Origin of the sequence: Mycobacterium sp., assembly GCF_049683935.1 — a bacterium.
Classification (GTDB): Bacteria; Actinomycetota; Actinomycetes; order Mycobacteriales; family Mycobacteriaceae; genus Mycobacterium.
Window position 1 is genome coordinate 1 of the sequence record NZ_JBAUJR010000408.1, and the last position, 12,723, is coordinate 12,723.

11 protein-coding genes and 3 pseudogenes are annotated in these 12,723 nt (G+C 64.3%); 7 read left to right on the forward strand and 7 right to left on the reverse strand.

The features are described from left to right. Nucleotides 1–185: 185 nt before the first annotated feature. The 4 genes and pseudogenes from lysE to WA965_RS23255 all read right to left on the reverse strand — a co-directional run bounded on the left by lysE (nt 186) and on the right by WA965_RS23255 (nt 2,989). Complete coding sequence (gene lysE / locus WA965_RS23240) at nt 186–794, reverse strand: L-lysine exporter (protein ID WP_526297407.1); 609 nt, start codon at nt 792–794, stop codon at nt 186–188. Nucleotides 795–1,599: 805 nt separating this feature from the next. Beyond that, a complete protein-coding gene (locus WA965_RS23245) occupies nt 1,600–1,998 on the reverse strand; it encodes a DUF302 domain-containing protein (RefSeq protein ID WP_526297409.1) in 399 nt (132 codons plus the stop codon). Between the two features lie 23 nt (nt 1,999–2,021). Continuing rightward, a complete protein-coding gene (locus WA965_RS23250; RefSeq protein WP_526297426.1) occupies nt 2,022–2,291 on the reverse strand; it encodes a metal-sensitive transcriptional regulator in 270 nt (89 codons plus the stop codon). A 114-nt stretch (nt 2,292–2,405) separates the two neighbouring features. Further along, nucleotides 2,406–2,989: pseudogene (locus tag WA965_RS23255) on the reverse strand (rhodanese-like domain-containing protein). A 178-nt stretch (nt 2,990–3,167) separates the two neighbouring features. Between WA965_RS23255 and WA965_RS23260 the strand changes: the two are divergent. The 4 genes from WA965_RS23260 to WA965_RS23275 are packed head-to-tail and all read left to right on the forward strand — an operon-like array spanning nt 3,168 to nt 6,907. Next, the gene (locus tag WA965_RS23260) at nt 3,168–4,547 is read left to right on the forward strand and encodes an MBL fold metallo-hydrolase (RefSeq protein WP_526297411.1); all 1,380 of its coding nucleotides are present in this window, start codon (nt 3,168–3,170) and stop codon (nt 4,545–4,547) included. A 29-nt stretch (nt 4,548–4,576) separates the two neighbouring features. Then, complete coding sequence (locus WA965_RS23265; protein WP_526297413.1) at nt 4,577–4,750, forward strand: DUF8730 family Cys-rich protein; 174 nt, start codon at nt 4,577–4,579, stop codon at nt 4,748–4,750. A 10-nt stretch (nt 4,751–4,760) separates the two neighbouring features. Further along, nucleotides 4,761–5,534, forward strand: coding sequence for a sulfite exporter TauE/SafE family protein (locus WA965_RS23270; RefSeq protein ID WP_526297415.1), 774 nt, complete (start codon nt 4,761–4,763; stop codon nt 5,532–5,534). A gap of 23 nt (nt 5,535–5,557) precedes the next feature. After that, the gene (locus tag WA965_RS23275; RefSeq protein ID WP_526297417.1) at nt 5,558–6,907 is read left to right on the forward strand and encodes an MBL fold metallo-hydrolase; all 1,350 of its coding nucleotides are present in this window, start codon (nt 5,558–5,560) and stop codon (nt 6,905–6,907) included. 21 nt (nt 6,908–6,928) lie between these two features. On the opposite strand, the gene WA965_RS23280 is transcribed toward WA965_RS23275, so the two are convergent. Further along, the gene (locus WA965_RS23280) at nt 6,929–7,408 is read right to left on the reverse strand and encodes a DUF2243 domain-containing protein (protein ID WP_526297419.1); all 480 of its coding nucleotides are present in this window, start codon (nt 7,406–7,408) and stop codon (nt 6,929–6,931) included. 89 nt (nt 7,409–7,497) lie between these two features. Here WA965_RS23280 and WA965_RS23285 point away from each other — a divergent pair. The 3 genes and pseudogenes from WA965_RS23285 to WA965_RS23295 form a co-directional block, all read left to right on the forward strand. Then, nucleotides 7,498–7,852 (forward strand): annotated as a pseudogene (locus tag WA965_RS23285) (aldehyde dehydrogenase family protein); the annotation flags it as partial. 255 nt (nt 7,853–8,107) lie between these two features. After that, nucleotides 8,108–9,264, forward strand: a pseudogene (locus WA965_RS23290) (IS3 family transposase). Nucleotides 9,265–9,678: 414 nt separating this feature from the next. Then, entirely contained in the window at nt 9,679–10,194 is a 516-nt protein-coding gene (locus WA965_RS23295; RefSeq protein WP_526297421.1) for a hypothetical protein, read from the forward strand. A 1,479-nt stretch (nt 10,195–11,673) separates the two neighbouring features. Here WA965_RS23295 and WA965_RS23300 read toward each other — a convergent pair. Continuing rightward, nucleotides 11,674–12,228 (reverse strand): CDP-alcohol phosphatidyltransferase family protein, encoded by a 555-nt coding sequence (locus tag WA965_RS23300; RefSeq protein ID WP_526297423.1) that lies wholly within the window; start codon nt 12,226–12,228, stop codon nt 11,674–11,676. 52 nt (nt 12,229–12,280) lie between these two features. Further along, a partial coding sequence (locus WA965_RS23305; RefSeq protein ID WP_526448121.1) for a TVP38/TMEM64 family protein occupies nt 12,281–12,723 on the reverse strand: 443 nt, incomplete at its 5' end.

A 12,723-nucleotide genomic window follows, 5' to 3' on the forward strand; every position in this document is an offset into this window, starting at 1 on the left:
GTGCGGCGACGCCCGGGGCGGGCGGCAGGGCGGGATCGACGGGTGCGGGTTGCGCACCGGCCTGGCCTGCGAGGGCCAGAGCGCCTCCGGCCACAAACGCGCCGATGACGATGGTCTTGATACGGGACGTGGCAGCCATAGTACGAAGGCTATCGGGTTGAGCGCACAGCCGTTACTTTTCGGGCTCAGCTCAGTGCCAGGCCGATGCCCAGCGCGATCATCATCGCCGCGATCAGCCCGTCGAGAATGCGCCACGTCCTGGGGGTTGCGAAGAACCGGCTGAGCTTCTTGGCGCCGAACCCCAACCCGGTGAACCACACCGCACTCGCGGCGACCGCGCCGACGCCGAAGAGCCAGCGGCCGTCCTGGTGCTCGTTGGCCAGCGCGCCCAGCAGGATGACGGTGTCTAGGTAGACGTGCGGGTTGAGGAACGTCAGGGCCAGGCAGGTGGCCAGGACCCCGCCCAGGCGGGCGGGCGCTGCGTCGGACGGTGTCAGGGTCCCGGGCTTCATCGCGCGACGGGCGGCGAGCAGGCCGTAGCCGATCAGGAAGACGACGCCGCCGACCTTCGCCACGGTGACGACGTCGGGGTGTGCCGCGATGAGTGCACCGAAGCCGGCGATCCCGACGAAGATCAGCACCAGGTCGGACACCGTGCAGAGGGCGACAACGGGCATCACGTGTTCGCCACGGATGCCTTGGCGCAGCACGAAGGCGTTCTGCGCGCCGATGGCCGCGATGAGTGCCATCGTCGTGGCGAAGCCGGTCAGCACGACGAGGTAGGCGGTGTTCACGCCAGCAACGCTAGGGTGGGGCGACGAATCAGTACAGCTAAAGATTCTTGCTGTGGTTAAGAATCTCTAATGCAGGTCGCCATTACCGCTCAGGGGTGCCTTGCTTGTGGCTGTAGGTTGCCATTCTCGATGGCGGGTTGCCATTTGAGATGGCGGGAGTTGGCGGATCCGCCAACTGAATGGCAACTCGTATGACCTTTAAGTGTCTGAGCGTCGCTGCTAGATGGATCCCGAAACCTGTGATGCCCCACGTAGACGTTGTAGACATCGATACCCCAACAAACCGTTCGTTGCCTGCGTCTGGCGACCTCGGCCGAGATCGAACTCTGACTCTGGGCCATCGAGAAGGATGGCGAGATCGCTTTGGGGAAAGGCGTCTCCGGAGACATACACGAAGGTCTCGATGTGAGGGATGCCCGTAGCGCGCCAGATGGTCACCAGGACTGGAAGTGCTGTTGCAGAGCATGCCGTGGGATCGCACCCGAATTCGAACTCGCGTCGGTCGTGCGGGTTACCCGGCCACGAGTTGACCGTTGAGGCGTTGCAGTCAGCAGTCAGATTCTGGCTGGCACTGACGGCATGGCCACGCTGCCACCACTTCCGGGGAGCAGCATGACTCCGGCGACGGCGCCGCCCGGTGACCCACACGCCGAGATCGTGGCGTTGCGCCGAGCCCGGGAGCGGGCCGTCGGAGGCACCGCAGTGGTCACGAAATAAGTTCTGACCCACCCCACCGTTCCCGGGGCCTGCGCGCGCTTGAATGAGCCGATGCAATAGGCAAGAAAAGAGGGGGCTGGGGACGTGATTAAGCCGTCAACGTAGTGATCGCGGCATTCAGTTTGTCGGCGACTTCTTGGGCGACCGCTTGTAGTTGCGGTTCGTCGGTGACGTCGACGAGGAGTTGCGGGTTCATGGCTTCGACGAGTGTGGTGTTTGGATCGTCGGGGTCGCTGCGTACCACGACGTTGCATGGCAGTAGTAGACCGATTTGACGGTTTGCCGTGATCGCGCGGTGGGCCAGCGGTGGGTTGCATGCGCCGAGGATCAGGTAGTTCTCCATGTCCTCGTTGAGCTTGTTTTTCAGTGTCGCTTTGACGTCGATTTCGGTGAGGACGCCGAAGCCCTGGTCGGACAACGCTTCGCGGGTGCGGGCTACGGCGTCGTCGAATGTTGTTTTCAGGCTGGTGGCTAGCGCGATGCTCATGATGACTCCTGTGTCGTGGTTGGTTAGGCCAGCGCGAGGAACAGCTTTTCCAGTTCGGCTTCGGTCATGGGCTTGTCGGTGCCGGCCTGTTCACCGGTGACGCATTCCCGCAATCCGGTGGCGACAATCTTGAAACCGGCACGGTCGAGTGCACGGGACACGGCCGCTAGCTGAGTGACGACGTCTTTGCATTCGCGGCCGTTCTCGATCATCGAGATGACGCCGGCGAGCTGGCCTTGTGCCCGGCGCAGCCGGTTGAGGACCGCATCGATGGCTTCTTGGTCGCCGACTATGGCATTTCCTTTCATCGCCCTACGCCAATATTACCCGAGGGGGTATATGGCGTATCAGTTCAACGGTCTGACCTGTACCGGCATTCCCGCAGGCAGGGCGTTTCTCCACGGTGATCAGCTCTGCGCGTGTGAAGCTTCCGATAGTTGAGCGGTGATTGTCGCGGCATCGCAGGTGGCGCCGGCGCGATTGTAGGGAAGCCGGGCCAGCAGCAGTCCCATGGACAGGTGTTGGTCAGCGCGGCCACGGTCAGGCCGGCGCCGACCGCGAAGGCGATCCACTCCACGTGCGGAAGGAATGCACTCACCAGCACGCTGACGGCGACGATGAGCCCGGCGACCAGGCGATCCTGGCGCTCCAAGTCCCAGCGTTGCGTTCCGCGGTTGACGGCAAACCCCCGGGCCTCCCCCGCGGTGATCCCACCGGCCAGGATGTGGACGTTGGTCAGGCCAGCTTTGCGCAGCATCTGGTCAGCCTGGGCGGCGCGTTGCCCGGAGCGGCAGATCAGGACGACCTGCTGATCGAGGTGGCTAGTGATGTCATCGCGGTGCTCCCACAGCAGGTCGAGCGGCACGTTGTAGGCGCCGCCGATGTGGTGGGTTTCGAACTCCGCGGGGGTGCGGACGTCGATGAGGCGGGGTCGAGTGGTCGACGCGAGCTGTTCTTGCAGCGTTGCGGCGTCAATTGTGGCTGTGGACATCAGGTAAGTCCCTCTCGTGGTGTTTGAAGTATACCTCGGGGGGTATGTGCGGAACGCAGCCTAACGTACCCGAGGGGGTATGGCGGAAGACCGGAATAAATACCCTAGGGGGTATTGTAGGAATGTCTAGCGGGCCGCCTTGGAGACCGAAGCCCGAACACGGACTGAGAGGATTCCAATGATCTTGGAGCAGTACTACATCGAGTGTCTGTCGCATGCGTCGTACCTGGTCGGTGATGACACCACCGGCCGCGCAGTGGTGGTCGATCCGCGCCGCGATATCAGCGATTACCTGGCCGACGCGCATAGGTTCGGGCTGACGATCGAAGGGGTGATCAACACCCACTTCCACGCCGACTTCGTGTCCGGCCACCTGGAATTGGTGGATGCGACCGGCGCGTGGATCGGGTTCGGCGAGGCCGCCGAGATCGACTACCCGATTCGCCGGCTGGCCGACGGGGAGCACGTGTCCCTCGGTGAGGTGGACCTGGAGATTGTGTCGACGCCGGGCCACACCTGGGAATCGATCAGTGTGCTTGTTCGCGAGCGTGTCGGGGCCGAGCCGGTGGCTGTGCTCACCGGCGACTCGCTGTTCATCGGTGACGTCGGGCGCCCGGATTTGGCGAACATCGGTGACAGTTCGACCAGCGACCTGGCTCGGGCGATGTACCGCACGCTGCACGACAAGCTCATGATGCTGTCTGACAGCGTGACGGTGATGCCTGCCCACGGGGCCGGCTCGTCGTGCGGAAAGAACCTCTCGACCGAGCTGACGTCCACGATCGGAGAGCAGCGGTTGACTAATCCGTCGGTGCAGCCGATGCCCGAGGAGGCGTTCGTCGCGATGCTGACCGCGGGTCAGCCCGCCGCGCCGGCGTACTTTGCCGCCGACGTGGCGATGAACAAGCGGGTGCACCCCCTGCTGCAGGCCGACCGCGCCGTGCCCGAGGTGACGCCGCTGCAGATCCGCGGTGCGCTCGATGCGGGGGTGCGGGTGCTCGATGCCCGCAGCGTGGAGGATTTCGCCGCCGGGCACCTGCGCGGGTCGGTCAACGTCGGCTTCGACGGTCGGTTCGCAGAGACCGGCGGCATGGTGGCGGACGTGGGTGAGCAGATCGCGCTGATCACCTATCCGGGTGAGGAGCAGCAGGCGGCGCTGCGGCTGGCACGTATCGGTTCCGATGACGCCATCGGCTACCTCACCGTGGGTCGCGACGGGCAGTTCCCGGCCGAACTCGCCGACCTCGTGCAGGCCGCACCACGCACCACTGTCACCGAACTAGATGAGCTGTTGGCCGAAGACGCAGTGACGCTGATCGACATCCGCAACCTCGGTGAACGCGAGGGCGGCGCCATCCCCGACTCCCTGCACATCCCGCTGGCTCAGTTGCGTCTACGCCTCGCCGAGGTGCCGACCGGCAAGCCGATCGTCGTGCACTGCGCCGGTGGCTGGCGTTCCAGCGTGGCTGCATCGTTGTTGCGTGCCAACGACATTGGTCAGGTGTCCGACCTACTCGGGGGCTACAACGCGTGGGCCGATGCTCACGTCGCGGTCTGACATGACTACGCAAGGAAGGAGTTCGCGGTATGTGTTACGCCGTTACCTGCCGGGTGTGCGGCAAGACGAGTTGGGATGGCTGCGGTCGACACGTCGAGGACGTGATGGGCTCGGTGCCCGCTGCGCAACAGTGTCGATGCGCGCAGCGATCGGAGCCGCCGCGCGGGTTCGCCGCGATGTTGCGGCGTCGATCAAACGGGTAGGGGAACTGTCATGGCTTTCGCGGTAGCCCTGGCCCTGGGTGCGCTGATCGGCGTGCTGCTGGGGCTGCTCGGCGGTGGGGGATCCATCCTCGCCGTTCCGGCACTGGTCTACGGGATGGGTTTCGACATGAAACAGGCGATCCCCATCTCGCTGATCGTCGTCGCCGCGGCCTCAGCGGTCGGGGTGCTGCCCAAGATTCGCGCCAAGCAGGTGCGGTGGCGCATGGCCGGGATCTTCGCCGCCGCCGGGATGCCGGCGACGGTTGCCGGCAGCGCCATCGGCGCTCACCTGCCCCAGTCGGTCCTGATGATCGGCTTCGCGGTGATCATGGTGGTCGCCGGCGTGCGCATGCTCGCCGACCAGGGCGCTACTGGCACGGCGTGCAAGATCGAATCCGGCCATGTCAACTGGCGTCGCTGCGCACCCCGATCGATCGGTGCCGGCCTGCTGGTCGGGTTGCTCACAGGACTGTTCGGCGTCGGCGGCGGTTTCCTCATCATCCCGGCCCTGGTGGTGGTCCTCGGTGTCGAAATGTCTACGGCCATCGGCACATCGCTACTGATCATCATCGCCAACTCCGTCACCGGAATCTTCTCCCACCTCCAGGGAATCAGCGTCGACTGGCAGGTCACCGCCGCCTTCGTCTCCGCGGCGATGGCCACCTCGCTCGTCGCCGGATACTTCGGCACCAAGACCGACACCACCCGGCTGCAGCGCTGGTTCGCCTACCTGGTGTTCGCCGTCGCCGCTTACGTGCTCATCGACACCCTCATCCTCAGCTGACCCAACAGTCAAAGGAGCAGAACATGGACGTCTCGATCATCGAAACCTCCGGACTCGGAGACCGCAGCTACCTGATCAGCCACCACGGCATCGCCGTGGTCGTCGATCCGCAACGCGACATCGACCGCGTGCTCGCCCTCGCCGACGAAAACAAGGTCCGCATCACTCATGTGCTGGAAACCCACCTGCACAACGACTACGTGACCGGAGGACTCGAACTGTCCCGCACCGTCGGCGCCGACTACGCGGTACCCGCCGGTGATGACGTCGACTACCCGCGGCGCGCGGTCAACGATGGCGACATCATCGACGCCGGACCGATCCAGTTGGAGGTGCTGCACACCCCTGGGCACACCCACCATCACGTCAGTTATGTGCTGCGCGACGACACCGGCGCGGTCCATGGCGTGTTCACCGGGGGTTCGATGCTGTATGGCACCACCGGACGCACGGACCTAATAGGTCCGGACGAAACCGTGGAACTATCACGCGCCCAGTATCATTCGGTCCACAAACTCGCCGACCGCCTGCCCGCCGACACCCCGATCTACCCGACCCACGGGTTCGGGAGTTTCTGTTCGGCCACACCCGCTTCCGGGGACTCGTCGACCATCGGTGAGCAGCGCAGCGCCAACCCGGCACTGACTCAGGACGAACAGAGCTTCGTCGACGAATTGCTGGCGGGATTGTCGGCCTACCCCGCCTACTACGCCCACATGGGTGTCATCAATCGCGAAGGACCTGCACCGGTGGACCTGACGCCGCCGGCACCGATTGACCCCGTCGAGTTGCGCCGCCGGATCGATGCCGGCGAGTGGGTGGTAGACCTGCGCACCCGCACAGCGTTCGCCGGCGGTCACCTACCCGGCAGCTTGGGCTTCGAGCTGTCAGGCTCATTCGTCAGCTACTTCGGCTGGCTCTACGACTGGGGCGCCCCGATCACGGTGATCGGAGACTCACCCGAACAGGTCGCCGAGGCCAAGCGGGAACTGGTACGCATCGGCGTCGACCGGCTCACCGGTGCGGCCACCGACGACATCGACGCACTCGCCAATGGCAGCCAGCTCGGTTCCTATCCGGTCGCCGACTTCGTCCGTCTCGCAAAAGAACTCGGCTCCGGGTCGCGTTCCGTCTTGGACGTGCGCCAAACCCACGAATACGACAAAGAGCACATTTCCGGTGCCACCAACATCCCCTTGCACGAACTGCCGAACCGGCTCGACGATGTGCCCGCCGGGCCCGTCTGGGTGCACTGCGGATCGGGTTACCGCGCCTCAATCGCGGCGTCGCTGCTCGACCGCGCCGGTGTGGATGTCGTATTGATCGACGACGCCTTCGCCAAGGCCGGCGAACAGGGCCTGACTGCGCGATGAGCGGTCGGCGGGCAGAACTCGTTACCTGGAAGTCGTTCCCGCGTGCCGCGGCTCAGGGCGTGTTCTGTCGGTGAGTTCGAGGGCCTTGGCGCCGCGCCGGTAGAGGAGCCATCCGCCGCCGATCAGCAGAACCCCGAAGATGAGGAACCCGATGTCCCACGACAAGGGTGCGCCGAGGTCGTCGCGCACATGGTGCACGTTGAGGATCTGGTGGTCGATGACGCCTTCGACGACATTGAACACGCCCCAGCCCAGGAGCAGTAGACCGAGGTGGAACGACCAGTTCGGCGCAAGCCGCCCCTGCTGCCATGACACGACAGTCAAGGTTGTGCCAGCCATCACCAGCAGCCACGTCGCGACATGGAAGAAGCCGTCGGCGATGACGTTGAGTTCCAGACCTGCAAGTGTGGAGGTGGATTCGGCGCCGCTGATCATGTGATGCCACTGCAGGATCTCGTGCAGGACGATGCCGTCGATGAAGCCGCCGAAACCAAGGCCCATCAGGAGACTGGGGAGTGGTGTGGGCGGTCGATACTGGGTCATTGGGGCGGCGTACCCGCGGCAAGTTCGACTAATCTCACGCGCTTAGCCGTCGTCGATGTGGGCATCCGTCCGCAGTGGGACTGATCAGACAACGTCGTCTATTACGAGGAGCTGTTCGGGCCGGTCGCAGTGGTTCATCGGGCCGCCAACGAAGCCGACGCGGTGGGCCTGGCCAACGACACCCCGTTTGGGCTCGGAGCGTATGTCTTCACCAACGATCCCGACCAGGCTCTTCGGGTCGCCGATCAGCTAGAAACCGGAATGGTTTTCATCAATCTGACGGGAGCCGATGGCGTCGAGTTGCCCTTCGGCGGCGTCAAGCGGTCGGGATGGGGGCGAGAACTCGGCCGGTTGGGGGCTGAGGAGTTCGTCAACAAAAAGATGATTCGGATCGGCGCGTGATGCGGGTTCCCGAACTCAGCTGGTAGTTACGGAGCATCGAACGCGGTGGTTCCAGCAATCCCTCCAGCGCGTTGGTATCCAACAGGCATGCGGTGGCTGAGGATTGCTGACGTTGGACGAACGCGAGCGACTGCAGGCGAGTGGGAAAGTGGCTTTAGCCAATTACATGCCATCACGCAGTGGTTGGGTCTGCTGCACGAATAGGTGACATCTGAGTTGGCTTGCCCTGGGTGGGTGAGCTGGAAGGATGTCCTTGTGCCCAGGCCTTACCCCCAGGAGTTCCGTGACGACGTCGTCCGGGTTGCCCGCAACCGTGACGACGGGGTGACGATCGAACAGATCGTGACCGATTTCGATGTGCACCCGATGGCGCTGGACAAGTGGATACGTCAGGACGACATCGACGAGGGCGCCAAGCCCGGCAAGAGCACCGGCGATTCAGCTGAGTTGCGGGAGGCGCGTCGAATCAAGTTGTTGGAGCAGGAGAACGAGGTCCTGCGTCGAGCTGCGGCCTATCTGTCGCCGGCCAACCTGCCGGGAAAAGGATCTACCCGCTCGTAAGTGAGCTCGCCGCCGACGGGATCCCCGTGGCGGTGACGTGCCGGGTACTCAAGCTCGCCCGCCAGCCCTACTACCGCTGGCGCGCCGATCCGATTACCGACGCCGAGATCATCGAGGCTTACCGCGCCAACGCCTTGTTCGACGCCCATAAAGACGACCCTGAGTTCGGCTATCGCTACTTGGCCGAGGAGGCCCGCGATGCCGGCGAGGCGATGGCCGAGCGCGCCGCATGGCGGATCTGCTCTCAGAATCGATTGTGGAGCGTGTTTGGCAAGAAGCGCGGCAAGAACGGGAAGGTCGGGCCACCGGTCCATGACGATCTTGTCGAGCGTGACTTCACCGCTTTCGGGCCAAATCAGTTGTGGCTCAGCGATATCACCGAACATCGCACTGGCGAAGGCAAGCTCTACCTGTGTGCAATCAAGGACGTGTTCTAGAACCGAATCGTCGGGTACTCGATCGACTCCCGGATGAAGTCCCGGTTGGCTACCACCGCGCTCAGTAGTGCGGTGGCACGACGCGGCGAAGTTGCCGGGTGCATCGTGCACTCCGATCGCGGATCTCAGTTCTCAAGGAGATTCGTGCACGCACTGAACCATCACGGCATGGTCGGCTCCATGGGTCGTGTCGGGGCGGCCGGCGACAACGCCGCTATGGAGAGCTTCTTCAGCCTGCTGCAGAAGAACGTCCTGGACCGCCGTCGGTGGGACACCCGCGAGCAACTGCGCATCGCCATCGTGTCCTGGATCGAACGCACCTACCACCGCCGCCGACGTCAGCTCACCCTCGGCCGGTTGACCCCGATCGAATTCGAAGCAATTATGACCACGTCGGCCAGCCGGGCCGCGTGACGGAATCTGTCACCTGATCGTGCAGCAGACCCGAGATCCAGATCGCCAACATCGCTTCCATGGTCGGCTACCCCACGTTCCTCTTCGAGCACATCATGTTCGGTCTCGCGGCAGCATTGGTCCTGCGGCGGTCCACCGGCCCGACAACCGCCTAACCAACCGACGGCACGACACGAACGGAGAACAGCATGCCCACCGCCACCGCCTACGTCGGCGACACCGTGATCGCGACCACCGATGACCGGGTGATCGTCTGCGTCGACGTCAATACTCACCGGGCGGCGCGCTGAAACCCTTTCCTTACCAGCTGTTTGGATTGACTTGAGGCAAACATCCCGCGGCCAGCGAAAACCGCGCGACCTGTCATCGTTTAGGTTGGATCTCCGACGGCTCACACCCGAGAGGAGCGACCCCTTGCCTCTGAAACTGCTTCGATTCGCCACGATCCTGTTGGTCGCACTACTGACGGGCCTGGCCTTCGCCCATGTTCTCGAGCAGCCCGCGAAAATGCAGTACGGGCCCGACCTGTACATCGGCCTTCAACAGTCCCTCTACGTTCAGTGGGGCCCGCCAAACATCGGCGGAGTGCTCGAACCGATGGCGATCGCGGCGACCGCACTCTTGGCGTTCTTCGCACGGAAGACCCGGCCGGAGTCGCTGTTCTACCTAGGTGCACTGTTCGCGTTGCTTCTCGCGTTTCCGGTCGTCTTCTTCTGGCTAGTCGCGCCCGCGAACTCGGTGTTTCTCACCACGGTGCTGCCCGACATTCCATCCAATTGGGCTGAGCAGCGCTCGAATTGGGAAATCGGGCACACCATTCGCTTCGGCCTGCAGTTGGTGGCACTGGCATTGCTTGTCCTACCGCTGACTCTGGGCTTGAGGCCCACAACGGTCACTTCCGAACCCGGTCCCGGCGACATTCAGCCGTGACCGACGGAGCGCACGCGCTGAGCAGACGGGTAGCCGACTTTGGCGAGGCAGAACGGCACCACGACGTTCACCACCACCACTTGCCCACGTTCCGCCGCCGTCGTGACCACCGGCGACCACCGCGCCCTGATTGACCAGTGACAGAATGGTTCCCACGTTCAGCGCAGTAGGGCCCGCGGTCCGCATCGTCGCGCCGCGCACGAACATCGCCACTGCCTCACGGTGCTGACCCAGGTGCGGTCGCGGCGGCCATCCCCGGCGCCTGATGGCGGGTCCATCCCGGTCCTTCCGGCGCCATCAGCCGAAGCGACCACAATGCGCACGCACCTGTCTATCGACCATCCTCGATTACGGCGATCGGAGCTTGGTGATCTACAGCATCGAGGTTGCCCCGGATGAGGTCGCCGGCATGTTAAGCCCGGCGATCGAAGACGGCCTACGCGGATTGAAGATGTACTGCGAATCAGGAAATTGACGCCGGTGCATCTGCGTGCGTGCATTGCGTGCTGCCGCTGAGTATTTGGTCGCGTCGTGTAGTTCGTGGGGCCTGACCTTGGCGGGGTCTTTGCGGAGGATGCATCGCGCGCCCAGCGTGTGCGCGCCAGATGCCGAAGAACCAAATCGACAGGATCAGAAGGAAGTAGCTCAATCCGAGAATGTCCATGTGAGTGAAACACCGCTCGGTGTGTGACCCATGCAGCGACTGTCAGCGGAGTGACGATACTGGCCCGCGCCACAACGACGGAGTCGAGAGCGCAAGGCCGAAACGTCGGGCTGTCCGCGCATGAGGGTCATGGACGCCGAGGACGTGCATCGCGTGTTCTCCACGGTTGCGACACTTTTCTGGGTTTCGTCACGACATCGTGTGACGTTGGGCGGTCGACGATCGCTGCGGGCTCGCAGGACACCCAGCACTGGAATCCATCGTGGAGGGATGCGTGCACCGAAACGGTGCACGAGTACGCCGAGCAATGCTCCGAATACGGCCTGCGCGGTGTAGACAGTCATGTGGAATTCGGCAATGGTGACTGAGGAGAACACGCCGCCGATGCCGAGAGTGCGCGGCAGGAGTCCGGCGACGAAACCGAAACCCAGCGCCAGCCCGTCGGCCGCAGCGATCGCCGCGCCCGCCCAGGCGCCCCGCACTGCCGGGAATCCTCCGATGAGGACGGCGAAGATCCGCCGCATGCTGATAGGCCGAAGGTCGCGATGGCGGCTCCGGCGGCAGTGGCTAAGAGCAGGCGTTGAGATCAAACCATGTTGGAGGTCGAGCGGTGCCCGAACACGTTGGGTTGACGGTCATGCCGCCGCCTTGCCCGCTACCCGTCGCCCCGACCGACTTCTCGCACGGCGGCGCACTGACCGAGCGTGCGCTGAAGCTGAGCCGCGACTTCCTGGCACAGTCAGCCACGGGCCAAACCCATACAGTGCCGCCGGCAATGCGGGCGGCGGTCCGTCTGCACACCCCGGGTGCCGGTCTTATCTCAAGGATCGGTAGCCGGCCACCATCCGTTGCACCGCACTGATCGCCACGACGCCGGCCCACAGTACGGCAATCTGCCATGCCACGGTGGAGAAGATCAACCATAGGCTGTGTACAACAATGGTTTCCGCGCCTTCGGCCAGTCCGCCGAGGAACGACAGCGATCGTCCGTCGTCCAGGGTCCGGCCGGATCTCTCGGCGATGGACGAGAAGGCGAGGAACGCCGTTCCGTTGATGTAGTACGCCAACAGCACCAGCAGGAAGGGCCACCACGGCGCCCCGTAGGCCGTGGTGGCACCGAAGGCCACCCCGACCACCGTGGCGCCGTAGACCAGGAAATCGGCGGTGATGTCGAAGAAGCCCCCCGCGCCGGAATCGGATTCGTCGGGGTCGCGCGATCTCCGCACTCGCGCCACCGGCCCGTCGAGTCCGTCTGCGAGGCGGGACAGAAGCCAGAGTGCTAACGACACCCACCACCAGGTGGCGGCCGCGGCCGCGGCGCTGCCGAGACCCACGATCAGGCCTACAGTGGTGAGCCGGTTTGCGGTCAAGCCAACTCGGGCGCCTTGTTCGGCAACACGGGCAAGGGGTCGTTCCAGATGCCTACGAAGGTAATTGTCGAACATCGTTAGGGTCACCCTCTGTTTGGTGGTCGCCCGACTTCAGCGGATCGCCGCCGACAGCGGGGCTGTTCTTGAGCCGTCGAGCAGCGTATCCGGCGACCACCGTCACGATCACCACCGCGAGCACCGCGGCGGCGAAGGGCCAGGACAGAGGTGACGTCCCGTACGCGCCCAACGCGGTGTAGCCGACGGTCGCGGGGACGATCCCCACGGCGGTCCCGAGAAGGTAGTCGCGCTGGCGCACCGCACTGAGACCGGCTGCGTAGTTCACCGCCATGAACGGAAACAACGGCACCAGGCGCACCAGTAACACCGAGATCAGACCGCGGCGTTCGAGCATGGCGTCGATCGTGGCGATGCGGGCCCACCGGATGCGGGACACCCCGTCGCGGCCCAGGGACCGGGCCAGCAGAAACGCCACCC

Coding starts and splice junctions, on each gene's coding strand:
- WA965_RS23270 (WP_526297415.1), top strand. CDS start 4,761: ATGGCTTTCGCGGTAGCCCTGGCCCTGGGTGCGCTGATCGGCGTGCTG.
- WA965_RS23260 (WP_526297411.1), top strand. CDS start 3,168: ATGATCTTGGAGCAGTACTACATCGAGTGTCTGTCGCATGCGTCGTAC.
- WA965_RS23275 (WP_526297417.1), top strand. CDS start 5,558: ATGGACGTCTCGATCATCGAAACCTCCGGACTCGGAGACCGCAGCTAC.
- WA965_RS23265 (WP_526297413.1), top strand. CDS start 4,577: ATGTGTTACGCCGTTACCTGCCGGGTGTGCGGCAAGACGAGTTGGGAT.
- WA965_RS23245 (WP_526297409.1), bottom strand. CDS start 1,998: ATGAGCATCGCGCTAGCCACCAGCCTGAAAACAACATTCGACGACGCC.
- WA965_RS23280 (WP_526297419.1), bottom strand. CDS start 7,408: ATGGGCCTTGGTTTCGGCGGCTTCATCGACGGCATCGTCCTGCACGAG.